At 65.6% G+C, this 23,816-nt stretch carries 24 protein-coding genes and 1 tRNA gene; 12 read left to right on the forward strand and 13 right to left on the reverse strand.

The window, feature by feature from the left end; translation table 11 throughout:
* The first annotated feature begins 2 nt into the window (after window positions 1–2).
* The 3 genes from GTK09_RS11470 to GTK09_RS11480 are packed head-to-tail and all read left to right on the forward strand — an operon-like array spanning window position 3 to window position 2,582.
* Window positions 3–461 (forward strand): DUF29 domain-containing protein, encoded by a 459-nt coding sequence (locus GTK09_RS11470; RefSeq protein ID WP_163463306.1) that lies wholly within the window; start codon window positions 3–5, stop codon window positions 459–461.
* A gap of 10 nt (window positions 462–471) precedes the next feature.
* Window positions 472–1,899 (forward strand): LutB/LldF family L-lactate oxidation iron-sulfur protein, encoded by a 1,428-nt coding sequence (locus tag GTK09_RS11475; protein WP_163463307.1) that lies wholly within the window; start codon window positions 472–474, stop codon window positions 1,897–1,899.
* A complete protein-coding gene (locus tag GTK09_RS11480; protein WP_163463308.1) occupies window positions 1,896–2,582 on the forward strand; it encodes a LutC/YkgG family protein in 687 nt (228 codons plus the stop codon). Before GTK09_RS11475 ends, GTK09_RS11480 begins: the two co-directional genes overlap by 4 nt.
* A 199-nt stretch (window positions 2,583–2,781) precedes the next feature.
* Here the strand turns inward: GTK09_RS11480 and GTK09_RS11485 are convergent, their stop codons facing one another.
* The 5 genes from GTK09_RS11485 to GTK09_RS11505 form a co-directional block, all read right to left on the reverse strand.
* Window positions 2,782–3,039: a DUF2171 domain-containing protein gene (locus GTK09_RS11485; RefSeq protein WP_163463309.1), complete on the reverse strand. Its 258-nt coding sequence runs from the start codon at window positions 3,037–3,039 to the stop codon at window positions 2,782–2,784.
* Window positions 3,040–3,324: 285 nt separating this feature from the next.
* Window positions 3,325–3,528, reverse strand: a complete 204-nt coding sequence (locus tag GTK09_RS11490; protein WP_163463310.1) for a hypothetical protein — start codon at window positions 3,526–3,528, stop codon at window positions 3,325–3,327.
* A 271-nt stretch (window positions 3,529–3,799) separates the two neighbouring features.
* Entirely contained in the window at window positions 3,800–4,309 is a 510-nt protein-coding gene (locus tag GTK09_RS11495) for a DUF2306 domain-containing protein (RefSeq protein ID WP_163463311.1), read from the reverse strand.
* A 485-nt stretch (window positions 4,310–4,794) separates the two neighbouring features.
* Window positions 4,795–4,869, reverse strand: a tRNA-Thr gene (locus GTK09_RS11500).
* A gap of 101 nt (window positions 4,870–4,970) precedes the next feature.
* Entirely contained in the window at window positions 4,971–5,717 is a 747-nt protein-coding gene (locus GTK09_RS11505) for a HisA/HisF-related TIM barrel protein (RefSeq protein ID WP_163463312.1), read from the reverse strand.
* Between the two features lie 168 nt (window positions 5,718–5,885).
* On the opposite strand from GTK09_RS11505, the gene GTK09_RS11510 reads away from it, so the two are divergent.
* From GTK09_RS11510 to GTK09_RS11525, 4 genes are all read left to right on the forward strand, one after another.
* The gene (locus tag GTK09_RS11510) at window positions 5,886–6,920 is read left to right on the forward strand and encodes a hydantoinase/oxoprolinase family protein (RefSeq protein WP_163463313.1); all 1,035 of its coding nucleotides are present in this window, start codon (window positions 5,886–5,888) and stop codon (window positions 6,918–6,920) included.
* Entirely contained in the window at window positions 6,917–7,471 is a 555-nt protein-coding gene (locus GTK09_RS11515) for a GNAT family N-acetyltransferase (protein WP_163463314.1), read from the forward strand. The genes GTK09_RS11510 and GTK09_RS11515 overlap by 4 nt, the downstream gene beginning before the upstream one ends.
* Window positions 7,472–8,674: 1,203 nt before the next feature.
* Complete coding sequence (locus GTK09_RS11520; RefSeq protein ID WP_246217856.1) at window positions 8,675–9,364, forward strand: Hint domain-containing protein; 690 nt, start codon at window positions 8,675–8,677, stop codon at window positions 9,362–9,364.
* A gap of 349 nt (window positions 9,365–9,713) precedes the next feature.
* Window positions 9,714–10,658: a Hint domain-containing protein gene (locus tag GTK09_RS11525; protein WP_246217857.1), complete on the forward strand. Its 945-nt coding sequence runs from the start codon at window positions 9,714–9,716 to the stop codon at window positions 10,656–10,658.
* A gap of 112 nt (window positions 10,659–10,770) precedes the next feature.
* On the opposite strand, the gene GTK09_RS11530 is transcribed toward GTK09_RS11525, so the two are convergent.
* From GTK09_RS11530 to GTK09_RS11540, 3 genes are read right to left on the reverse strand one after another with little or no spacing between them, the layout of a single operon-like run.
* The gene (locus GTK09_RS11530) at window positions 10,771–13,002 is read right to left on the reverse strand and encodes a molybdopterin cofactor-binding domain-containing protein (protein WP_163463317.1); all 2,232 of its coding nucleotides are present in this window, start codon (window positions 13,000–13,002) and stop codon (window positions 10,771–10,773) included.
* On the reverse strand, window positions 13,002–13,973 hold the full coding sequence (locus GTK09_RS11535) for an FAD binding domain-containing protein (RefSeq protein WP_163463318.1): 972 nt from the start codon (window positions 13,971–13,973) through the stop codon (window positions 13,002–13,004). The genes GTK09_RS11530 and GTK09_RS11535 overlap by 1 nt, the downstream gene beginning before the upstream one ends.
* A complete protein-coding gene (locus tag GTK09_RS11540; RefSeq protein ID WP_163463319.1) occupies window positions 13,970–14,479 on the reverse strand; it encodes a 2Fe-2S iron-sulfur cluster-binding protein in 510 nt (169 codons plus the stop codon). Before GTK09_RS11540 ends, GTK09_RS11535 begins: the two co-directional genes overlap by 4 nt.
* A 228-nt stretch (window positions 14,480–14,707) precedes the next feature.
* Between GTK09_RS11540 and GTK09_RS11545 the strand changes: the two genes are divergently transcribed.
* Window positions 14,708–14,899 (forward strand): hypothetical protein, encoded by a 192-nt coding sequence (locus GTK09_RS11545; RefSeq protein ID WP_163463320.1) that lies wholly within the window; start codon window positions 14,708–14,710, stop codon window positions 14,897–14,899.
* Between the two features lie 36 nt (window positions 14,900–14,935).
* A complete protein-coding gene (locus GTK09_RS11550; RefSeq protein ID WP_163463321.1) occupies window positions 14,936–15,364 on the forward strand; it encodes a type II toxin-antitoxin system HicB family antitoxin in 429 nt (142 codons plus the stop codon).
* A 21-nt stretch (window positions 15,365–15,385) separates the two neighbouring features.
* On the opposite strand, the gene GTK09_RS11555 is transcribed toward GTK09_RS11550, so the two are convergent.
* The 5 genes from GTK09_RS11555 to GTK09_RS11575 all read right to left on the reverse strand — a co-directional run bounded on the left by GTK09_RS11555 (window position 15,386) and on the right by GTK09_RS11575 (window position 20,185).
* Window positions 15,386–15,961 carry a DUF447 domain-containing protein gene (locus GTK09_RS11555; protein ID WP_163463322.1) on the reverse strand — a complete coding sequence of 192 codons (576 nt, stop codon included), beginning with the start codon at window positions 15,959–15,961 and terminating at the stop codon, window positions 15,386–15,388.
* Between the two features lie 4 nt (window positions 15,962–15,965).
* Complete coding sequence (locus GTK09_RS11560; protein WP_163463323.1) at window positions 15,966–17,414, reverse strand: DUF6513 domain-containing protein; 1,449 nt, start codon at window positions 17,412–17,414, stop codon at window positions 15,966–15,968.
* A gap of 111 nt (window positions 17,415–17,525) precedes the next feature.
* Window positions 17,526–18,173: an amino acid kinase family protein gene (locus GTK09_RS11565; protein ID WP_246217858.1), complete on the reverse strand. Its 648-nt coding sequence runs from the start codon at window positions 18,171–18,173 to the stop codon at window positions 17,526–17,528.
* A gap of 336 nt (window positions 18,174–18,509) precedes the next feature.
* A complete protein-coding gene (locus GTK09_RS11570; RefSeq protein WP_163463325.1) occupies window positions 18,510–19,640 on the reverse strand; it encodes a (5-formylfuran-3-yl)methyl phosphate synthase in 1,131 nt (376 codons plus the stop codon).
* Complete coding sequence (locus tag GTK09_RS11575; RefSeq protein WP_163463326.1) at window positions 19,637–20,185, reverse strand: DUF3280 domain-containing protein; 549 nt, start codon at window positions 20,183–20,185, stop codon at window positions 19,637–19,639. The genes GTK09_RS11570 and GTK09_RS11575 overlap by 4 nt, the downstream gene beginning before the upstream one ends.
* Window positions 20,186–20,310: 125 nt before the next feature.
* Between GTK09_RS11575 and pedA1 the strand changes: the two genes are divergently transcribed.
* From pedA1 to GTK09_RS11590, 3 genes are all read left to right on the forward strand, one after another.
* Complete coding sequence (pedA1, locus tag GTK09_RS11580) at window positions 20,311–21,597, forward strand: lanthanide ABC transporter ABC transporter substrate-binding protein PedA1 (RefSeq protein ID WP_246217859.1); 1,287 nt, start codon at window positions 20,311–20,313, stop codon at window positions 21,595–21,597.
* An 87-nt stretch (window positions 21,598–21,684) separates the two neighbouring features.
* A complete protein-coding gene (locus tag GTK09_RS11585; RefSeq protein WP_246217860.1) occupies window positions 21,685–23,142 on the forward strand; it encodes a sensor histidine kinase in 1,458 nt (485 codons plus the stop codon).
* On the forward strand, window positions 23,139–23,774 hold the full coding sequence (locus GTK09_RS11590; protein ID WP_163463327.1) for a response regulator transcription factor: 636 nt from the start codon (window positions 23,139–23,141) through the stop codon (window positions 23,772–23,774). The genes GTK09_RS11585 and GTK09_RS11590 overlap by 4 nt, the downstream gene beginning before the upstream one ends.
* Window positions 23,775–23,816: the final 42 nt, after the last annotated feature.

Below are 23,816 nucleotides of genomic sequence, written 5' to 3' on the forward strand. Positions count from 1 at the left end.
CGATGAGCAACGCACCGAGGATCGAACCGGCCGACGATCTCTATGAAAAGGACGGATACGCTTGGTCTAAGCGCGAAGCCGAGCTTTTGCGCCAGCGCCGGTTTGCGGAAGTTGACCTCGCCAACGTCATCGAGGAGATCGAGAGCGTGGGAAAATCCGAACGGCGCGCGTTGAAATCGAGTTATCGGGTGCTCATTCAGCATCTTCTGAAATGGCAGTTTCAGCCCGAGCGGCGTTCGCGATCGTGGGCGGATACCATCAGGACGCAGCGGACCGAAGTCGAATCCGACGAGGAGGACAACCCGTCCCTCAAGGCGGAATCCGACGCGATCGTAGTCTCGGCTTATCGTCTCGCCAGAAAGCAGGCGGCCGACGAAACCTGCCTTCCTCTCGCGACTTTTCCCGATACCTGCCCCTATACCGCCAACCAGCTTCGCGACCGCGACTACCTGCCCGAATAGGCTCCCCTTCATGCAGATCACCTCACAGACCTTCAAGGCCAACACCGTCAAGGCGCTCGCCGACGTCGACCTGCAGCGGGCGCTGCGCCACGTCGAGAAGGGCTTCATCGGCAAGCGCCAGAAGGCGGCCGACGCCCTGCCGGAGTTCGACGCGCTGCGCGACAATGCGGTGAAGATCAAGAACCACACGCTGAAGCATCTCGACCTCTACATCGAGGCCTATGTGGCGAAGGTCGAGGCGTCGGGCGGCAAGGTGCATTTCGCCGAGGACGCCGACCATGCGCGGCGGATCTTCCTCGACATCGCCAAGCGCCGGAAGGCCAAGACCGTCACCAAGGGCAAGACGATGATCTCCGAGGAGATCGGGCTGAATGCCTTTCTGGAAGAAAACGGCATCCTCCCCGTCGAGACCGATCTCGGCGAATACATCATCCAGCTCAGAGGCGAGCATCCGAGCCACATCATCGCGCCTGCGGTCCACATCAACCGCGACCAGGTCGAGGCCGATTTCCGCAGGTTCCACGTCCACCTGGACCCGGAACGGGATCTGGTGAAACCGGAAACGCTGCTGTCGGAGGCGCGTCAGATCCTGCGCCAGAAATATGGCGAGGCCGACATCGGCGTCACCGGCGCAAATTTCCTCATCGCCGAGACGGGCACCTCGGTGATCGTCACCAACGAGGGCAATGGCGATCTCACTCAGTTGATGGGCAAGTGCCACGTCGTGCTCGCATCGCTGGAAAAGCTCGTGCCGACGCTGGAGGACACCGCGCAGATCCTGCGCGTCCTCGCCCGTTCGGCCACCGGCCAGGAGATGAGCGTCTACACGACCCTGTCGACTGGCCCGAAGCGGGCCGAGGACGAGGACGGGCCGGAGGAATATCACGTCATCCTCCTCGACAACGGCCGCTCCAACATGCTCGGCACCGAGTTCGAGGAGATGCTGCGCTGCATCCGCTGCGGCGCCTGCATGAACCACTGCCCGGTCTACCACGCCGTCGGCGGCCACTCTTACGGCTGGGTCTATCCCGGCCCGATGGGCGCGGTGCTCACCCCGTCCCTCATCGGCGTCGACAAGGCCGGGCATCTGCCGAACGCTTCCACCTTCTGCGGGCGCTGCGAGGCCGTCTGCCCGATGCGCATTCCGCTGCCGAAGATGATGCGGCATTGGCGCGAGAAGGAGTTCGAGAGCCATCTGCAGCCAAAGACGGCCCGCGCCGGGCTCGGCGTCTGGGCCTATCTCGCCCGGCGGCCGAAGCTCTACCGGGCGGCGGTCTCCTTCGCCATGCCGGCGCTGAAGCTTCTGGCCGGGCGCAAGGGGCGCTTCCGCTCGCTGCCGCTTGCCGGCGGCTGGACCAAATGGCGCGATCTGCCGGCGCCGGAGGGCCGCACTTTCATGCAGGCCTATGCCCAGAGCGGCCACGGAGATGCGAAATGAGCGGATCGACGCGCGACGCGGTGATGGGGCGCATTCGCCGCGCCGTCGGGGCAACCCCGGCGAACGATGCGGCGCGGCGGGCGGCCGTGTCGGGGCGGCTCTCGGGCGCGCCGAAGGGGATCGTTCCCGAACGCGGGCATTTGCCGCCCGCCGAACGGCTCGATCTGTTCATCGCCATGGCGACCAGGGCCGACGCGACGGTGACGCGGTTGAAGGCCTATGCCGAGGTTCCGCAAGAAGTCGCCGCCTTCCTGCGCGAGCGCAACCTTCCCGCCGCGATCAGGATGGGGCGCGATCCGCGCCTTGCCAGCCTCGACTTTTCCGACACCGCTTTGACCGTGACGACCGGTCCGAGCGAGGGCGACGATCTCGCCAGCCTTTCCCATGCGATGGGCGGCATCGCCGAGACCGGCACGCTGGTCCTGACCTCGGGGCCGGACAATCCGACGAGCCTCAACTTCCTGCCGGAATACCACCTCGTCGTTCTCGACGCCGCGGACGTTGCCGGCGACATGGAGGCGGTGCTGACGCGGGTAAGGGAGCGTCACGGCAAGGGCGTCATGCCGCGCTCGGTGAACTTCGTCACCGGCCCGTCGCGCTCGGCCGACATCGAGCAGACCCTGCTTCTCGGCGCCCACGGGCCGCGGAGTTTGCACATCGTGGTGGTGGGAGAGCCGGCCTAGCCGAGCAGCGGTCCCGGCACGAATTCGATCCCGTCGAAGATCTCCGCGAGCGGCAGGACGATGCCGAGCGCCGGGATCGCGATCTGCTGATCGAGACCGACGACCCGCCTCTCCTGGGACCAAAAGTCCCCGGCGGGGTTTGGGGCGAAGCCCGATGATCCGAAGGAAGCTGCCCCGAAGTTCCGCTCGCGCGGCGATGTCAGGCCTGTCGCCCGTCTTCCTCCTCCTCGAAGGAAACGGCGACGTCCGCATTCGCCGACAGTCGGACGCGATCGCCTTCGACTTCCGCCACAAGCCCAAGCGGGACGAAGTGATGGTGCCCGCGGTGCGATCCCTCGCCGGCGTCCTTCTTCGTCAGCTTGATCCGGTCGTCCTCGACCTTGTCCACCGTCCCGACGTGAACCCCGTCGGCTCCGATGACTTCCATGTGCTCGCGAATTCCGTGATGGTCAGCCATAGCTGCGCTCCGTCCTCATGAGGCGCCCGGCGGGCACCGTCGCGGTGTCACATAGAGCCGGGCGTCCGGCAATCGAGCACGCCGGCGAAGAGCGCGGTGGCGCCCTGGCCTCAGCGAAACCCTCTCCTGTCCTGCAGCCATCTTCCTATTGAAGGAGGGAGCGGCCAGCATGGACGCGAAGGTCCGATGGGCGATGCTCGTCGTTACCGCGCCGCAGAGTTGCGGCCGGGAGCCGGAGCCTGCCGCGATCGTCGGCGGATGGGTGAACCGCTCGAACAGATCGACCTATTCGGCTTCCGAACGTGCCGCCTTCAGTTCGGCGATCTTGAATTCCTCTTCCTCGCGGTCTCGAGCGCCGTCCGCAAGACCTTGCCAAGCATCGCGCGCGCTTTCGAACCGGCCCTTCACCGATACCAGACTGGCTGCCTTCATTTCCTCGTCGGCGTCATCCGCACGCGCTTGGAAAACGGAGCTGTGTTCCTTGGCCATGAAATATCTTTCGTCGTTGGTCGTCCCCGGCATATAGGGCAGCCGCGCAGGAATCCGTCATCACGACATCAGCGACGCTCGCACCATCCGCAATGGAGAACGCAAGCATCCAGCCCGAGGGCCGAAGGATCGGGCCCAGCAAAAGCGCGCCCACATACGGCCCGCGCCGTCCCTCCCCGGTGCCGACGGCGGCTTTTCGCGTCCGGCAGATCCCGTCGATGCGCGAGAGTATCGACGGCAGGATAACTGGCTTGAACGGCGGGAGCCGCAGCTAACCGAAGAGCCACGTCCCGAGCAGGCGGTGGAAAGGGAACGTGAAAAAACCGGCGATCAGCAGGGAACCGACGACCATCGCCCGGGCAGCACTCTGGTGGCGCCCGATCTGTCTCCTTCGGGCGGTTATCGCGATCGTCGGTACCTGGATCATGACCCAGACCGAAAGAACATGGAGGATGCTGTAGCCGCTGTCGTCCGCGCCCACGATGAAGAGGGTGATCAGCGCCGTTCCGAACATCAGCGTCACCCATATCCGGCCTATGGCCCGGTGGGTGGATCCGCCCTTCGGTCGCCAGAGCTGGACGACCGTCAGCGCCAGCGCGAAGACGATCGTCAGCAGATGCGCCCAAACGAGCACAGGCGCCTCCGCCCAACGGGCGTGTCCGCGACCAATCGCCACGAGAACGACGCACAGCAGCGCCAGAGCCGCCAGCGACAGGCCCCGATCGAACGAGCTCGCGCGCGCCGGATTCCGGACGTGCACTTCCGCCGCAGTCGCGCTCATCGTCAACACCACCAGTTACCGATCGCAATCGGGAATCTCCAATTCTCCGCTAGCATGAAGGATGCATACGGAGAAGGTTGCGACGAGAAGGTTCCGCTTCCTGCGCTTGGCAGACGATGATCTCGACGACCGCTATTGACCATCATGGCAAAGGTCTACGGAGGCAAAATACCCACTGTGAGCAGGTTGAACGCCAAGGCGTTCTCAGAACTCGCCGCCGCCCCGAAGACCCCGATCGAAATGCGCGAGGAAGTCGAGACGATGATCGAGGCCAGGAACGGCGAGCTTCATCACCGAGCGTCTCGTCGTGTCCGGCAGGACCATCACAGTCGAAGCAGGCCCGCGACGTCTGACCGGGTAGCCATGTCGCATCCCATGTCGTGGAGCTGCCGAGCTTACTCGGCCTTCTGCGAACCAAGGGAAATCGCAGCAGCATGCAGGCGACATGAAATCGGGCGGAAGCGTTTCTGAACGACTGGTCCGAATGGTGCCGGCGGAGAGGATCGAACTCCCGACCTTCGGTTTACAAAACCGCTGCACTACCGCTGTGCTACGCCGGCGCGGTGCTTGCGATATCACATCGCAATGATCGGAAACACCCCAAAACGCGCTCGGCGATCACGCCTGAAGCGCGCCGGCAACGGTCGCTGGGGAGAGCGCCTCAGCCGGCGAGACGGGCGAGATCGGCAGCCGAGATGCGGCCGTCGTGCAGCGCCGTGGCGATCAGGGCGCCGGCGACGCCCATCTCCTTCAGCACCGCAAGATCCTGCGGGCCGCGCACGCCACCGGCGGCGAAGACCCGTCGCCCCCCTGCCCGCGCAACGATCTCGGCAAGCCGTGCGAAGTCCGGTCCGGCGCCGCTGCCGACCTTGGCCAGGGTCATGACGATCAGCGTCTCGGGCCACAGGCTTTCGTCGTCTAAGAGTTCGGGCGGCCCAAGGAAGACGTCGCCGCGAAAGTCGAGGGACAGCGCAAGATCGGTTTCCTGCGAGAGCCGGCGAACGGTCTCGGCATCCTCCACCGATTCGCTGCCGACGACGCACAGCACGCCCGGCAGCGCCTCGATCGCCATGGCTTCGTCGAAACTCCCGACGCCGGCGTCGAGCCAGAGTGTGACGCCGGGATGGGCCGCAACGAGGGCGGCCATCAGATCCGCGTCGGGCTCGCCCCGCCGGCGATGCTTCTCGCTCTCGGCCACCACGCCTTCGACCGCCAGACCTTCGATCGCGTCGAGATCGGCGATGTAGAGCGCCTCGAACGGGTGCAGGGCCAAAAGCCCCCGGGCGACGTCGAGGGGCCCGGCACCCGACGACAGCGGCGTCTCGATCGGCCGGTAGTTGGCCCGATCGCCCATCACGCCGCGCACGACGAGCGAGTTCTTGACGTCGAGTACCGGGATGACTTGCATCTTCGACCTTGAGACAGCAACAGGTTCGATGGTCTTATACGCATGGCCGGGCAGAGGACCAAGGGTGGCCTCGACGATCGCCCGGACGGGCGGATCCGGCCACCGAAGGGTTTCTTGCCGCAGCCGGACAGGCCCGGCGCAGCAGGATGAATGCGAGACGTTGATGTCATGACGAGAACACTGGGCTGGGATGTCGGCGGCGCCCATCTGAAGGCGGCCCTTGCCGAGAACGACCGCATCCTCAAGGTCTGGCAGGAGCGAACGCCGATCTGGCAGGGCCTGGAACATCTCCAGACCGGCCTCGCGGCGATCCTCGAAGATTGCGATCTCGAAGCCGTCGAGCGCCACGCCATCACCATGAGCGGCGAACTCTCCGACGTCTTTGCCTCCCGCCGCGAGGGGGTGGAGAAACTGGCTCGGCTCTTCGCCGAGAAGCTGTCGGGCGACGTCTCGCTCTATGGCGGGGCGGCCGGCTTCCTGTCGCCGGGCGATGCCCGCTCCCACGCCGACGAGATCGCCTCGGCCAACTGGCACGCCAGCGCGGCTCTCGCGGCGGCCAGTATCGAAGAGGCGGTGTTCATCGACATGGGCTCGACGACCACCGACGTCGTTCCCGTCACGGGTGGCGCGGTGAAATCCGCCGGCTTCACCGACAATGCGCGCCTCGCCTGCGGTGAACTCGTCTATCAGGGCTACACCCGCACGCCCCTGATGGCGGTGGCGAGCCGTGCCGCCTTCGCCGGGCGGATCGTGCCGGTGATGAACGAGTTCTTCGCCACCATGGCGGACGTCCAGCGGATCGTCGGCATCCTCGACGAGGCCGACGATCTCTATCCCGCCGCCGACGGCAACGAGAAGACCGTCGAGGCCTCACGCCGCCGCATCGCCAGAATGATCGGCCTCGATGCCGAGGACGGCATGGACGGCGCCTGGGAATGGCTCGCCCACGGCTTTGCCGAAGAACAGCTGCGCAAGGTCCACGACGCGGTGCTGCTCGTCCTGTCGCGGGAAGACATTTCGGAAGACGCCCCCGTCGTCGTCGCCGGTACGGGGCGCCCGGTCCTGAGGCGTCTGGCTGCGAGGCTGGACCGCGGCATCGTCGACTTCCCCGACCTCTTCGACTGCCCGGCCGAACTGCGCGACGCGGTCTGCCGGGCGGCGCCCGCGGCGGCGGTCGCTGTGCTGGCGGGGCGCGCGAAATGAACAGCCCTGCGAGTGTCGGCGAGGCCGCCGCGATCGTTCCCTTCTCCGCCCAATATGCCGGAGACGTCCGCGCCCTGTTCGTGGCGATCAATCGCATGCTGGCTCCGGCCGATCGCCGCCAGACGTTCGAAGCCTACATCGCGAGATCACTCGAGGAAGAAATCGGCCGGATCGAGGACTACTATGCGAGGGCCGGCGGGTTGTTCCGGCTGGCAGTCGCGGGCGGCACATTGCGCGGCATGTACGGGCTGGAGCCACAGGATGCAGCCCGCATCGAGCTGCGCCGCATGTATGTCGCACCCGATTTTCAAAGACGGGGCCTCGCAAGGCAAATGCTCCTCGATGCTGAACGCCAGTCTGCTTCGAGGGGGTACGAAAAGCTCGTCCTCAGCACATCCGAACTGCAGCAGGCGGCGCTGGGGCTCTATTCGTCGGCCGGCTTCGACCTCGTCCGCGAGGAGATCGCCGAAACCGCCAGCAACAAGACGATCGGCGGCGGCATCCGCCGTTTCCACTTCGAAAAGCGGCTCGGCCGAGAGCCCATGGAATGACGAGAGCCGGCGCGTCGGCGCCGGCACGGGTCGTCCGGCGCTGCGGCGCCTCGCCGCCAGTCTCGACCGCGGCATCGTCGACTTCCCGCAGCTCTTCGACTGCTCGGCGGAGCTGCGCGACGCGGTTTGCCGCGCAGCGCCCGCGGCGGCGACGGCGGTGCTGGCGGGGCGCGGGTGACGGAAGCGGCGAAACGCGGTTTCGACTGCTCCTCGGCGCATCGACGACGTTATACGTCTGGCCTGCTCAACGCATTCCGTCACAATCGGCTCCTTTATACTCCCATTGCATTCAGCAGAGTTGCCTGCGCTTGCTGTCGGCCAACTCGCCATCGTCGCATCGCAGCCAAGAAGCGAGGTGAAGTGCTTACCGCGGCCGAGGCAGACGGGCCGGGGCACTATGCCTCCGCGCAAGCCGTCCCAACTCAGTCAAGGCGTGGCCGCGTGGCTGACACTCTTGCGGGACGTCGACCCGATCGTGCTGAGCGCGCCCCCTGTCGAAGGTCCCGCCGCTCCGCCAGCAGTCTTCGCGGCAACGGAAGACGGCGCGGCATCGCGCTGCAAGTCTCTCGTCCAACGAAGACCGGATGGTTCCGACCCCGCAGCTGACGAGACCGTCTGCACGACTGCAACATCAGATTTAAAACTGACTTTCTGCCGGACGTAGTTATTGCGACTTGTCATTCTCGGCAGTATGAGCGTTTTCGTCCAAGAAGGCGATCCGGTTTTGAGTCGCTCGAAAAAGTACTCGACAGCGGGTGGTCGCGAGATTTTCGTCTCCTTGCAAGAAGCCGTACTCGGCCAAGGTCCTTCACCTTGGCGCGGAGCGGCTTGTGAGGCAACGAACGCCGCTTACCGGCCGAAGGGACTTTGGGGACGGGCTCCTGAAGCTCAACGCGTACACTCGGCCGTATCGCGCCGGGTAGATACATGTAGGAAAGATTTCGCGGCATGGCCCAGACTGGAAGCATGAAGCTTTATTCGATGACTCGAATAAGCGAGGGACAATACCAAATATCAGGCTTTGGAGCGCAATGGTATGCTCAAGAAACGAGCGATGACCCGGGAGACAACCTCTTCATCCTGGGCGATGTAGACCCTGACACGTTCACGGCAGTGAACGTAGGAAATCCTTCAAGCACCCTTGCCTCGACTTACCTGGGATCGAATAGCAATAGCATAGCCTTCAAGTGGGGCGGAAACTACATGCTTCTATCATATAATCAGAGCTATTCGACTGACCTGATTACGGTGGACCCAGACGCCGATTTCACGATCCAGTGCTTCACCACGGGAGCCCACATCGAGACTGCCCGCGGCCTCGTCGCAATCGAGCGCCTTTGCGTCGGTGACGAAGCGGTGACGGCCTCGGGAACGACCCGCAAGATCATCTGGATCGGCAAGCGGTCGCTCGACTGCTCGGGCGACAACGCCCATATGGCACCGGTCAGGATCCGGGCCAACGCCTTCGGCGCCGGTGTCCCCAGGCGCGACGTGCTGCTGTCGCCCGGCCATCCGGTGCTGGTGAAGCAGGATGGTCGCGAAGTTCTCGTGCCGATCATGAACCTGATCAACGGCACGACCATCGAGCGGACGCAGATGCAGTCCGTCACCTACTGGCATATCGAACTCGACCAGCACGACGTCCTGCTCGCCGACGGCCTGCCGGCCGAGAGCTTCTTCGACATGGGCTCACGGGCCTGGTTCGACAACGATCTCGACGACGTCCTCGCCAATCCCGACCTCGTTCCCACCGGCCAGCACGGCCGCTGCCGGGCGGTCATGATCGACGGCCCGCTGGTCGACGCCGAGCGCAAGCGCATCGCGGACCTCTTCTATGCCGAACTTGCGGGGCAGTGTGCCTGGCCGACGACGGGTCAATACGCCGACGCGTGAGCGGCGACGTCCTCAGTCGAAGACTCAGTTTCGAGAGAATGATGCCCCGGATCGGTGCCTTTATGCCACATCCGGGGAAAACGAGCTTCGCGCAATCGAATCAAGTTGCCAGAAGATACCGTTTCAGAGACGTTAAGGTTGATTTCGTTCCAAATCCCCTTGGTGGAGGTCCTGCTGCCGTCGGCGAGGTGTGGGGAGCGAGTTATCTCGGCGAATGCGGAACGTCTGTCCGTCAGATCATTGGCCAAGACCTTGCAAAGACGAAGGGCGGACAGAAAATCCGTCACCGCTCAAGACGACGGACGAACCTGTCGCGGCGATGGGCGCCGCAGCGTGAATGGAAGCGAATATGTCCGCAAGTTCAAATCTCTATATAGTTAGGCTCATCGCGAACGGAAATGGGACTTACATCGCCGATCACGACAGCGATCAAAACAACCCCTGGACCGTTTCCGATTTTTACGACAATAATCAGGACGATTTGACCATCCTGGGAGACATAGCGGGCGACACGATAAATCTTTCATCCGCAAGTTTTCCATCAGTAATTCTAACATACCATGCAGCTTCAAGCAATGGATTTATTGGAGAATACAATTCTATTTTTTATCTTTTCTCAGAAAACGTGTATTCTTATGCCGATATAATCGCCGCGGATACGGATGAGAACTATGTCATTTGCTTCACGGGCGTATCGCAAATCCTGACTACTCGCGGTCCTGTCGCTGTGGAACGCCTCTCAGTCGGAGAACGGGCCGTTACTGCCACAGGCGCCGAGCGTGAAATCCGCTGGATCGGTCAGCGAACCGTCAATTGCGCGGGCGACACGTCGCACATGGCCCCCGTGCGCATTCGCACGAACGCCTTCGGCGCCGGCGTGCCCGAGCGCGACGTGCTCCTCTCCCCCGGCCATCCCGTCCTTGTGCGCCAAGGCGGCGTCGAGGCTCTCGTGCCGATCATGAACCTGATCAACGGCACGACCATCGCGCGCACGTCGATGCAGTCCGTCACCTACTGGCACATCGAACTCGACCAGCACGACGTGCTGCTCGCCGACGGCCTGCCGGCCGAGAGTTTCTTCGACATGGGCTCGCGGGCCTGGTTCGACCACGACCTCGACGACGTCCTCGCCAATCCCGACCTCGTCCCCGCCGGCCAGCATGGCCGCTGCCGGGAAGTCGCGATCGACGGCCCGCTGGTCGAGGCCGAGAGGAAACGCCTCGCCGATTTGTTCTATGCGGATCTTTCGGCCCAGTGTGTCTGGCCGAGCCCGGGCGAATACGCCGTCCAGTAACGGACGCGCTCGCTTTCCTTGAGAAGCGGCGGCCCCGGCGGCGACAGACCAACCAAAGAAAGGGCCGGCGTGCGGACGCCGGCCCTTTCGATTCTGTGCCTGTCGGCTCAGCTCAGGCCGCCGCGCCGACGTCCTCCGGCAGATGCGGCAGGAGCTTGTCCATCGTCACCGGATATTCGCGGATGCGGGCGCCGGTGGCGTTGTAGATGGCATTGTTGATCGCCGCGCCGACGCCGGCGATGGCGAGTTCGCCGATCCCCTTGCCGGCTAGCGGGCTGGCATGCCGGTCCCGCTCCTCAAGCAGCACGACGTCGAGCTTCGGCACGTCCGCATGCACCGGCACGTGATACTCGGCGAGATCGTGATTGACGATCAGGCCGTTGCGCGCGTCGACGACGAGGTCCTCCTCGAGTGCGTATCCAATGCCCCAGATCTGGCCGCCATAGCACTGGGACGTGGCGGTCTTCTCGTTGAGGATGCGGCCCGCCGCGCCGACGGTGAGCAGGCGCCGAACCCGCGTCTCGCCGGTCGTGGCGTTGACCGCGACCTCGGCATAATGGGCGCCGTAGCTCGCCTGGTTGGTCTTGTCGGACGTGTCTCCAGGCTTGATCGTCCCAACGACTCTGATCGTATCGCCGTTCAGGATCTCCGAGAACGGGATCTGCCGGTTGCCGGAGATGGCATGGCCGTCCTTCAGGGTCAGGGCATCCGCCTCGACGCCGAGACGCTTGGCGAATTCCTCGATGACCGCCTCGGCCGCCACATAGACCGACGAACCGGCCGAGTTGGCGCCCCAGGAACCGCCCGAGCCGGAAGAAGAAGGCAACGAGGTGTCGCCGAGCAGAACGTCCACCTGATCCAGCGGCATGCCCAGCATCTCCGCGGCGATCTGCTGGAGGATCGTGTAGGTGCCCGTGCCGATGTCGGTCATCGCCGTCTTGACGGTGGCGCGGCCGTCCGGCGTCATCTCGATTTCGGCCGAGGACTGCATCAGCGAATTGGCGCGGCTGGCCGACGCCATGCCGTAGCCGATCAGCCACTCGCCCTCGCGGCGGGAACCCGGCGTCTTCGGACGGTCCGCCCAACCGAAGCGCTTCGCCCCCGTTTCAATGCATTCGAGGAGCTTGCGGGAGGAGAACGGCACGTCCTGTTGCGGGTCCTTGTCCGGCTCGTTCATCCGGCGGAACTCGACGGGATCGATTCCGAAGCGTACCGCCAGCTCGTCGAGCGCGCTTTCCGTCGCCAGCATGCCCGTCGCCTCGCCCGGCGCGCGGACGGCCGAGCACATCAGAACGTCGGAGGTGATCACCCGGTGCGTCACCAGCCGGTCGGCGCCGGCATAGAGGAAGACGCTGGAGATGCCGGAGGGTTCGAAGAAGCCCTCGCCTTCCGAATTCGGCGTCTCCGTCTCATGGGCGAAGCAGGTGATCTTGCCGTCCTTGGTTGCGCCGATGCGCACCCGCTGGATCGTCTCGCCGCGCCGCGACGTCGTCTGGAAGACGTTCTGCCGGGTGAGCGCCAGCTTCACCGGGCGGCCTGCCTCGCGGGCACCAAGGGCTGCCAGAACCGCGTCCGGGCCGATTCCGAGCTTGGAGCCGAAGCCGCCGCCGATATAGGGGCTGAGCAGCCGCACCTTGGAAACGTCGACGCCGACGCCGCTGGCGATCTGCTGGACGTTGGTCTCCAGAAGCTGGCAGGAAGACCAGACGGTCAGCTGGTCGCCGTCCCATTTGGCGACGGAGGTGTGCGGCTCCATCGCCGCCGAGTGGTAGGACGGGGTGCGGTAGGTCTGGTCGAACTGCACCTCGGCCGCGGCGAAGGCCTTTTCGAAGTCGCCGCGCTTGGTGTCGGCGGCCATCGGGCCGGCGTCGGTGGCGCGACCGGTGCCGCGCCGGCTTTCGATCTCGTAGCGGCCCTCGATCTCCTCGTAGTCGACTTTCACAAGATGCGAGGCATGGCGCGCGATTTCGAAGCTTTCCGCCACCACCAGCGCGACCGGCTGGTTGTAGTGGAAGATCTCGCCGTCCATCGTCTGGCCGGCCGGAGACATCGGCTGGGCGGAGGAGCGCGGCAGCCCGTCGCCGGTGACGACGGCGAGGACGCCGGGCTCGGCCATCGCCCGCGACGTGTCGATCGAGCGAACTTTGGCGCGGCCGACAGGCCCCGGCACGACGAAGCCGTAGGCGACCTTCTCGCCGATCAGGTGCTCATAGGCATAAGGCGCCTTGCCGGAGACCTTGAGCTTGCCCTCGTAGCGATCGACGCCCTTGCCGATCACGCCTTGGGTGTTCCGATCGAGGCGCGTTTCGCCGATCGGCTGGTTCATCACGTGTTCGTTCATCATCAGGCTCCCTTGGTCGCGTCGGCCAGCACCGCTTTCAGCGTGCGCCGGGCGAGCGGGATCTTGAAGTCGTTCTCGCCCTGGCCTTTGGCTTCGGCGAGGAGGATGTCGGCGGCCTTGTCGAACAGCGCCATCGACGGCGCCTGCCCGATCAGGGCCGCTTCCACGGCTGCGTCGCGCCACGGCATGTGGGCGAGACCGCCGAAGGCCAGCCGCGCCTCTGCGATCCTGCCGCCATCCATGCGGACGACCGCAGCGACGGAAACGAGGGCGAAGGCGTAGGACGCGCGGTCACGCACCTTGCGATAGCGATGCTCGCCCTGAAGCGGCTTCGGCAGGCGCACGGCGGTGATCAGTTCGCCCTGGTCGAGCACCGACTCAATCTGCGGCGTCTCGCCGGGCAGCCGGTAGAACTCGCCGACGGGGATCTCACGGCTCGAGCCGTCTGCCTTCAGCGTTTCCACGACGGCGTCCAGCAGCCGCATGGCGACCGCCATGTCGGAGGGGTGAGTGGCGATGCACTTCTCCGACGTCCCGAGGATCGCGTGGATGCGATTGAAGCCACCAATGGCCCCGCAGCCGGAGCCCGGCTCGCGCTTGTTGCAGGGCTGGGAGGTCTCGTAGAAGTAGCTGCAGCGGGTGCGCTGCAGGAGGTTGCCGCCGGTGGTCGCCTTGTTGCGGAGCTGGCCTGATGCGCCGGCGAGCAGCGCCCTTGACAGGACTTCGTAGTCACGGCGGATGCGCGGCTCGGCGGCGAGATCCGAATTCGTCACAAGCGCCCCGATGCGAAGGCCGCCATCGACAGTTTCCTCGATCTCGCGCAACGGCAGCCGGGTGATGTCGACGAGCTTTTCAGGCGTCTCGACCTCGAGCTTCATCAGGTCGAGGAGGTTGGTGCCGCCGGCGATGAAGCGGCCGGCAAGCGCGCCGGCTTCAGAGACGTTACCGGCCCGGGAATATTCGAACGGTCTCATGCGGTCTCCTTCATCTTGGCGCTGGCGGTCTCGATGGCGTCGACGATGTTAGGATAGGCCGAGCAGCGGCAGAGATTGCCGCTCATCCGCTCGCGGATCTCGCCCTGCGACAGCGACGCGCCGTCCTTGACGTCTGCGGTGGCGTGGCTCGGCCAGCCGTCGGAAACCTCGCCCAGCATGCCGACGGCGGAGACGATCTGGCCCGGCGTGCAGTAGCCGCACTGGAAGCCGTCGTGATGGAGGAAGGCCTCCTGCATCGGATGGAGGTTGCCCGGATCACCCAGGCCCTCGATGGTGGTGATCTCGTCGCCCTCGTGCATGACAGCGAGGGTGAGGCAGGAATTGATGCGGCGGCCATTGACCAGCATGGTGCAGGCGCCGCACTGGCCGTGGTCGCAGCCCTTCTTGGAGCCGGTGAGGCCGAGATGGTCACGGCAGGCGTCGAGCAGCGAGGTCCGCGTGTCGACGTCGAGCTCGTGCTCGGTTCCGTTGATCTTCAACTTCATCGCGTTGGGTTGCCCTTCGTTGGCGTCCGTCGGGCGTGAGGCATGGCCACGCCCAGTTTGGAACGGTTCGAAATCCGTTCGTCAACGGGCGGCGGGCGGGATGGTTTCGTGCGGTGACGAAGTGTTCAGCGGCCGGAGGCGGGGGGCGTAGCGCCTGAATGAAAATCGCTCGGGTTGAGAAGCGCACATAAATGCGCGATCTATATCCGAGCTGGCAGGAGACCTGCATTGAAGCGCGAAGCCTTGATCAGAGAGCTCCGGCAGTCCGCCAAGGACATGGGCGTCACCTTCACCGTGATCAAGAACGAAGGGAAAGGCTCACATTACAAGGTCGTTCTCGGTGATCGTGCCACGATCATCAAATCTGGAGAACTGTCGAAAGTCTATGTCCGCGCCATCAGAAAGCAGTTGGGCGTCTAGCACGGTGCCAGTGGCCGGTTCCCAAGGAGTGGATCCATGAACTACATCTACAACGCCCTCTTGGAAGACAATGGCGAGGGCGGCCTGCTCGTCACCTTCCCGGACATTCCGGAGGCGATCACCGAGGGCGCGAGCCGTGAGGAGGCACTGGCGAATGCCTCGGAAGCTCTCGGCTTTGCATTGCGGCACTACCTCGGAAGCGGTCATGACCTGCCGCCGGCAAACGCCAGCGCAGCCGATCTGATGCCGGTCGAAGTCGCGGCAGCCGACGCCCTCAAGCTCGCGGTAATCGAAAGTTTCAGAGCTTCTGGCCTGCGCAAGACGGAACTCGCAGAACGGCTCGGCATGGTCGAAAGCGAAGCTCGCCGGATCCTCGATCCGGATCATCCGACCAAGATCCGGACGCTGGAACTGGCGCTGCGTGCCCTCGGCAAACGGGCGTCCGTCGCTGTCGTCGCAGCCTGATGGCATGAGGCAAGCCGCCGTTCAGGCGCTTCCCTCCACCTCCGCCAGGTGCTCGATCACCTTCTCCAGCAGCCAATAGAACGCCGTCTCCTCATCCGGCCCCGCAGTCTTGTCGATGGCGATCTTCAGATAGGCGATCTCGGTCTCGATCTTCTCGGCCCGCAGCATCTTCAGCCGGCTGACCAGGATCGCCGCCTCCAGCACCGCCGCCTTGGCGCGGTTCATGCCGGTGAAGGGCCGATGCTGCCCCGAGCCGATCACCTTGCAGAAGTGTCGCGGCCGGGTCTCGTCCTCGCTGACGCGCTCGACCTTCAGGACGTCGTGCGACAGCGCCGCCTCCAGCCGCGGCACCGGGCAGCCCTCGATCGGTGTCAGCGGCCAGTCCTTGCGGCCGGTGAGGCAGCCAGCGAAGATCTTCGCCTCGTCGGTGTAGTTGACGACGGCGATGCCGCTCGCCTCGATGTTGGCGAGCGTCGTCGACGGCCGGAACGGCGCGATCACCCAGCCGTCGCCCTCCATTATGATCCCGAGCGGCGCGATGTGGACCTCGCCGGCCTCGGAGATGGTGGTCAGGATGGTCTCGCGAATATAGGCCACGGCCTCAACTCCCCTCGCCGGTCTCGTCGGCCGCTGACGCGGCGCCGGTCGTCTGTGACGTCTTCTTCTTCGCCTTCAGCGTATGGCCCGCCTCTTCGAGCCGGGTGCGGTCCTCCTCGTCCCGGGGCGCGCCGACACCGAAGTCGAGCGGCGCATCCTGGGCATAGCGCTTGCCGAGTCTGAAGGCGATCTCCGCCTTTTGGAGTTCCGCGCCGAGATAGAAGGCGTGGCCGGTATCGCCGTCCACCTCGATATGGGGGAAGAGCTCGAAGGCGTCGGTCGCGACTTCGTGCGTGTCGCGATTGTAGAGATGGATGCCGTCCTCGGCGGTCTCGATGCGGTAATTCCGATCCTTGATCGTCGCCGCCAGGTCGCGGAGTTCCTCAGGCGTTGCGGCGAAGGGTTTGACGTCGTGCACCTGCAGCAGCGCGTTGGAATAGCCGCGCGGCAGGGCATTGTCCTCTTTGGCGGCGAAGAGCATGCGCCGCGCCGCGTCATGCTCGGCGATCGTCGCGCGGGTATGCGGGCTGACATGGACGATCAGGAGGTTGTCGATGGCAAGCTCCGAACAGATGCCGAGCAGCGTCGCTGTGATGCCCGAGGTGTCGGCATCGGTCAGCTCGGTGAGATTACCGGTGCCCATCAGGATGGAAATGTCCGGATGCCGCCGGCGCAGCTCGTGGTAGCGAACGAGCGAGGCCGAAAAGCCGAAATGGATCGGATCGAGGATCGCGTCGGCGATGAAGTCGATCCCCATCGACTTGGCCGTTTCGATCGCCCGGTCGAGAGAGTCGAGATCGTGCGGCACGGCCGGGACGAGGATCGGCACCGCGTCCCCCTCACTGGCGATGTCGAGCGTCTCTTCGGTGAGGCTGAGGAGATAGTCCGCGCCGGCCCGCGTCGCCCTCGACAGCTCGTCCGGATTGGCGGAGTCGACGCTCACCCGGTGTCCGGCCGCCTTCAGCGCGCGGATCGTCTCCTCCAGATGCGGAAACGGCGTATCCGGCAGGCAGCCGAGATCGATGACGTCGGCGCCCTCCCCCCGCATCTTCGCCGCTCGCTCAAGGATCGCGTCGACGGGATGGGCCGTCGCATCGACGATCTCGGCGAAGATCCGCATGGCGTGGCGGGAGAGATCCGGCGGCCCGCCCTTGCGGCCGAGAAAGGCCGGCAGGTCGGCCAGCTCGTCCGGCCCGCGAACGAAGGGAACGCCGAAGCTGCCCTCCAGCCGTTCGAGATCGGCGCGGCAGCGGCCGGGCAGGACGACACGATCCGCCTCCACCGGTCGCTGCAGCCGCCGTTCGATGATGTCGCCGGTGGCGAGCGCGGCGACCTTCACGCCGATGTCGGCGATCGCCCATTCGAAGTCCGTCACCCCGAGGCCGGAGAGGATCCGCTCGAGGCGCGGGCGGGCGAGATGCCCGGTCAGGAAGAGAAGACGCGGTTTTGCCATCTCGGCTATGTCGGTCATTCGCCGGCCGTTGGAAAGTCCGCCAGCCGGGACGAAAGGCTCGGGATCCCCGTCAATCGACAGTCGCCGGGAACACGTCCCGCGACCGACAGCCTAGACCGCAGCCGCCAGCGCCGCCGCATGGCGCTGCAGGACGTGCCCGGGAACCTTGCCCTCGGCAAGGCGGATGCCGGCGCTCGAAAGATCGCCTGGCCCCGCCACATGGACGCTCGACGTCGGACCGAGATAATCGGCGAAACCGTCGTCGACGATCTTCGCGCCGATCAGCGCCTCGACGTCGGCGCCTTCCGGCACGTCGATCTGCTTGATCAGGCAGAGATGCTTCGCCGTCAAACGGGATGCCAGCCAGGCGGCGAGGGAATCGGAGGTAACGCTCCAGTCCTGGGCGATCTCCGGCGCGCTCAAGGCGACGTCGCGGGGCAGCCAGACGGGTATGTCTCCCGCCTCGATGGCCGCCTCGATCTCTCCGCGGTTTCTCGCGCTCACCATCCGCGTCGACAGGCTGATCAGCGCTAGGCCGAACTGTTCCATGCCGAGGATCGCCATCTCGTGGGCGGCGCGGTCGTCGAAGCCGAGTTTCGGCTGATAGCGCCTGACGGTGTTGGCGAAGGGCCCGCCGCCCGGCACGACCACCATCGGAATACTCGCCTGGTCCAGCGCCCTCACCCAACGTGACAGATCGGATGAGGAGGCAGAGCTGCCGCCGAGTTTGACGACCAGTAATTGCTTGGAATTGCCCATCGTGCCTGCCCCTTGTCTTGTCATTTCATCGGGGCGGCCGTCGCAAGGGCGTCCTCCCCTCCCTATCCCGCGGCCTCTGCGGACCGCTTGCCATTTGAACCTTAAGTGGTTTTCGCGCCCGTCCGGTCCAGCCCGCCGAATGGCGGCACGGCGGACCACGATCGAAGGCCCGCCTCGAAAGTCGAAGTGAACGCCACCTTGCGTCACGTTGCAAGATCGAAGCCCGCCCGATGGGGCAGCGCATGCCTGCCCCGAAATTCCTGCATGCTTCGGTGGCCGGCACGCGCTGCGGCATGGCGGCCGGACAGATGGCCAATCGGGAAGAAGCGTCCGGCGTCAGCCAGAAAAATCGCCGCGGCGGCGGCGGATCTCGATGCCGACGGCGCCGGGGCCGAGTTCGAGCTTCTCGACGCGCACATTGACCTCGAAAACGCGGCCGTCCGACAGGATCGTGCGGGCGAGATCGAGAGCGAGGGTCTCGACGAGGTCGGTGTGGCCCATCTCGACGAGGGCGCAGACCGCGTCGGTGATCAGATCGTAGGAATAGACCTCGGCGATGTCGTCGGCCGTGGTCGCGATCTTTTCGATCAGGGCATCGACCGAAAAGCGCACCTTCTGCCGCCGGCCGCGCTCGTGGCCGTAGGCGCCGATCTCCATGTCGAGCACCAGGTCGCGGACGAAGATGCGGTCGAAGGCGGCCTCGGCGGCAGAACCCGGCGCAGGTCTCGCCGATGCCACCGGATCGGCTGCTCCGACGGCCGCCCGCCCAGCGCCGACGAGCCCTGCCATGCGTCGCACCTTCGCCGCGTCGATGGCATCGCCGCGCGCACCGGAGGTGAGCGCGCCGCGAAAGCCGAGATAGTCCGGCTGAAGGACGAGAAGACGGGGGACGTCCGGCGCCTCCAGCGAACCGGCGAGGCCGGTCATCAGGCCGAGATCCCTGGCGGTCCGAACGAAGCCGGCAAGAGCGCCGATGCTCAGATGGGCCAGGAGCCCGCCCCCGCCCTTACCGCCCTCGGCCTTACCGCCCTCGCCCTTACCGATCGTGTCGATCATTGCGCCGCGGAATCCCGCCCCGGCGAGCGGCCCGAGAAGCGTGAAATCCGGGTCGCCATCGGCAAAGAAGACCGCGACGAGGCGGATGTCGCGGGCAAGTTCGCCCAGTGCAGAAATTACGGCGAGACGCTCGGCCCGAGCCGCCGGGAACAGCCCGACCTTGACGAAGTCGGCCGCCTTCCGTGCGTCGACGGCGCCGACGACGGCCTCCGGCTGCATCGGCAGGTCGCCGGCGACCGCCGAGACCGGCCGGCGGCCGGCCACCACGGCGATCGTCGCGGCGAGAACAGCCGGCGTCACCGCGCCGAGAGCACCTTGCGCAGGGTCCTTGAGGTCGATGATGTCGGCACCGCCCGAGAGCGCGATTGCGGCCTCTTCGGGACCGGTGACGCTCGCGAGCAGTCTCGTCAACGCGCCGCCTCCAGCTGCTTCTTCAAGATGTTCTCGAAGAGATAGTTCAGGCCGCGGTCCCAGCTCTCGTCCGTGTTGGAGCGGATGTCGGCGCTGCCGCGGGCGATCTCCTTACCGCTTGTAAGGTCGAAGGCATAGGCGTTGATGTTGAGGATCAGATTGGAGACCTTCTGGACGGTGCCGATCACGGCAACGTCGGCGCCGACCTCTTCGGCGAACTTCAAGGCGCAGTTGCCGCAGCTCTGGAGGTTGGAGGCGTCCGCCTTCGCCCGAACCGGCGAGACGTCGACGATCCCGTAGCCGTCGAGGCCGCCGATATCCTCTCTCAACATCGGCGCCATCCGCTTCACACGGGATTCCTGGGCGTCGTTCTTGCCGAGCATCGAGCCTTCCAGGCTCGAATCGATCAGCTCGAACCCGAAGACCGCGACCCTGCGCTCGGCCGCCGCGGCCGGCATTGCCGAGACCAGCGCCAGCAGAATAACGGGAAAAAATCTTGCTTGCCTGATCAACTTGGCTCCACGAGAGATGGTGGGTGCAGACATTCGGCTCCTCCCTGAGTGTGGTGCCCGAGGTCTAGTGATAGTGCGCCGGCCGGGGGGAGCAATGCGAAGCGAGGTGCGGCGCGAGGATCGCCGGACAGCTTCGCCCATGCGGGAGGAAAATCACCATGTTCGATTTCGATCGCCTGAGAAGCGGGCTTTTGCCGCTCGTCCTCGCGCCGCTGATGATCTCGGCGGCGACGCTCGGTAGCGCCGCGCAGGGCACCGGCGACAGTGCCGAGCCCTCCGCCGGCGCTGCGGCGCCCGCAGCGGCGGCCCCTGGCCAGAAGAAGCTGGAGACGGTCCGGATCGGCTATCTGAGGACCTACGAGCGGACCCTCGCCCTCTCCGTCCTCGACATTCCGCCGGAGGACATCGGCCTCGCCGGCGCGAATGTCGCGATCAAGGACAACGACACGACCGGCTCCTTCATGGGCCAGAAATTCCTTCTCGACGTGGTGACGCTGAAGCCCGGCGAGGATGTCGGGCCGGCGGTCGAAAAGATGCTGGCGGACGGCGATCACTACATCGTCACCGACCTTTCGGCCGCGGACACGTTGAAGGCCGCCGACCTTGCCAAGGCGAAGAACGCGATCATCCTCAATGCGGGGGCCGAGGACGACCGGCTGCGTAACGACGACTGCCGCTACAACATGTTCCACACTGCCCCGTCCCGGTCGATGCTGACCGACGGGCTGGCGCAATATCTGATGTGGAAGCAGTGGCGGAACTGGGCGCTGGTCGAGGGCGAGCACGAGAACGACAAGCTCTTTGCCGAGGCGCTGAAGCGTTCGGCGACGAAGTTCGGCGGCAAGATCGTGGCGGAAAAGGTCTTCGAGGATGCGGGCGGCGCGCGGGCGACCGATTCCGGCCAGGCGCAGGTGCAGCGGCAGATCCCGGTCTTCCTGCAGGACCTGCCGGACCACGACGTCCTCCTCGTCGCCGACGAGAGCGAGGTCTTCGGCACCTACATTCCCTGGCGCAACTGGATTCCCCGGCCGGTCGCCGGCACGGCGGGGCTCGTGCCGGGCTCCTGGCATCCAGCGAGCGAGCAGTGGGGCGGCGCGCAGATCCAGAACCGCTTCGAGGACGCCAGCGGCCGGCGGATGGAATCGAAGGACATGCAGGCCTGGACGGCGGTGCGGATCATCGGCGAGGCCGCCTCGCGGACACAGTCGACCGATCCGGAAAAGATCGACGCCTTCATCCGCGGTGACGACTTCACGGTCGCCGCCTTCAAGGGACAGCGCCTGACCTTCCGCGACTGGGACTGGCAGCTGCGCCAGCCGGTTCTTCTCGGGACAGAGGATTCGGTGGTCACCTCCTCCCCGCAGGAAGGCTTCCTGCATCAGGTGTCGGAGCTCGACACGCTCGGCTACGACCGGCCGGAATCGACCTGCAAGTTCGACAATTAGGTCTGCGTCGCATAGGGCTTCGGGGAACGGAGGATCTTCTGCCCCGAAGCGGGCGGAGCCGGCGATGGAAGACGATGAGACGAACCGATGGCCGGGTGGCGACCACGCATTGACGTCAACGCGATGTCGCTGAAGGCCCGCCTCGCCTCCACCCTCGCCAGCGCCTTCGTCGCAATCCTCATCATCGGCGCGGTGCTGACCTTCTACCAGGCGCGCGACAACATCCGTGCCGAGCTCCAGGCGGCGCGGAGCGTCGCCAGCAACCGGGTGGCCCAGCTCGTCGCCGAACTGCCCGCCTCCCCCGACGTCCGGGGCAAGCTCGCCGGCTTCGTGCGGACCTTCAACGGCGACCGGCGGGTGAAGGTCATCCTGATCGATTCCGTCGGCGTGATCCGCGACCAGTCGGTGATGGCGCAAGGGTTCGGCAGCACCCTGCCCGACTGGTTCGTCACGCTGCTCGCGCCCGACCCGACCGTCACCGTCATGCCGCTGACGACCGTGTCGGCTCCGATCACCTCGGTGGCCATCGTCGTCGATCCCCGCAACGAGCTCGCCGACGCCTGGCTCGATCTCCTGACTGCGCTGGGGCTGCTCGTGCTCTTCCTGGCGATCGCCTTCGGCGCGATCTGGATCGTCGCGGACCGCGCACTGCGGCCGCTCGGGGCGATCCACGAAGCCTTCGTTCGCATCGGCGGCGGCGATTATTCGGCGAAAGTCGCGCCGAAGGGCCCGCCGGAGATGCAGGAACTCGCCGAAGGTCTGAACGCCATGACCGACAGGCTCGCCGTGATTTCCAGCCGCAACCGAAATCTCTCCGACAGGCTCCTCCACCTCGAGGACGAAGAGCGGGCAGGCCTCGCCCGCGATCTCCACGACGACGTCGGGCCGCTGCTCTTTGCCATCGACGTCGACGCCTCCGGCATCCGGCGCGCCGCGAAGACGGAAATGCCGGACCGGAACGCCATCGCCGATCGCGCCGCCGCCATCGTCTCTGCGACCCACGAGGCCCGCAAGGAGCTGAAACGCATCCTCGGCAATCTACGGCCCAGCGCGACCTCGGGTCTTGGCTTGAAGGGGGCGATCGAGGAGATGGTCGCCGACCTGCAATCACGGCATCCGGACGTCGACTTCGACCTCGACCTGCCCGAGGGCGACTTCGGCGCGACGATCGAGACGCTGATTTATCGGACCGTGCGCGAAGCGGTGACGAACGCGCTGCGCCACGCCAGACCGGCCACCATCTCCATCCGGATCGAGGCGCGCTCCGGCGTGCTGGCCTTCTCGATCACCGACGACGGCGGCGGCTTTGCCGGGCCACGACAGCCGGGCAGCGGATTCGGCCTCGTCGGCATGAGCGAACGGACCGAGGCGGCCGGCGGCCGGATGCGGGCGGAAGAAATCGCCTCGCCGAGGGGGGTGCGGATTACCGGCACCGTTCCGCTCGCCGGACGCAGCCAGCTTCGACATGGCGAGACCGCCCCCCCAACTGGTCTCGACGACGCGGCCGCCTCGGCCGCCATGGCATTTGTGAAGGACGAGCGATGAAGCTTCTGATCGTCGACGACCACAAGGTCGTTCGGGACGGCATCCGCCGGCTTGTCGAAGGCACGACGGTCACCGCGATCGAAGAGGCCGAGACACCGTCCGAGGCGCTCGGCCAGTTCCGCAAGCTGCGCCCCGACGTCACCATCCTCGACATCAACCTGAAGAACGGCTCGGGGCTCGACGTCCTGCGAAGGCTGAGGGCGGACGATCCGAAGGCGAAAGTGGTGATCTTCTCGATGTATTCCGACGTCGTCTACGCCGTCTCGGCGCGGCGCGAGGGCGCCCTCGGCTACGTCTCGAAAAGCGCCCAGTCCGACGAGCTTCTCGTCGCGCTCGAAAAGGCGATGGCGGGCGAGACCTATGTCGATTCCGAAACTGCCGCACTGATGAAGGTGCACACCAACCGCGAAACCGGCATTTCGGACCTGACGCGTCGGGAGCTGCAGATCCTCCACATGCTCGGCGACGGCAAGAGCCTGTCGGAAATCGCCGAGGGCCTCGGCGTCGCCTACAAGACCGTCGCCAATACCTCGACGCGGATGAAGGAGAAGCTCGGCGTCGAACGCACCTCCGACCTCGTGCGCTTCGCCCTCGAAACCAAGGGCGGGCGCATGCTCGAGGGCGGCGACTGATGACAATCCGGGAAGTAGTCCCGTTGCCCCAGGGCAATCTTG

Origin of the sequence: Jiella pacifica, from assembly GCF_010500815.1 — a bacterium.
Lineage (GTDB): Bacteria > Pseudomonadota > Alphaproteobacteria > Rhizobiales > Rhizobiaceae > Jiella > Jiella pacifica.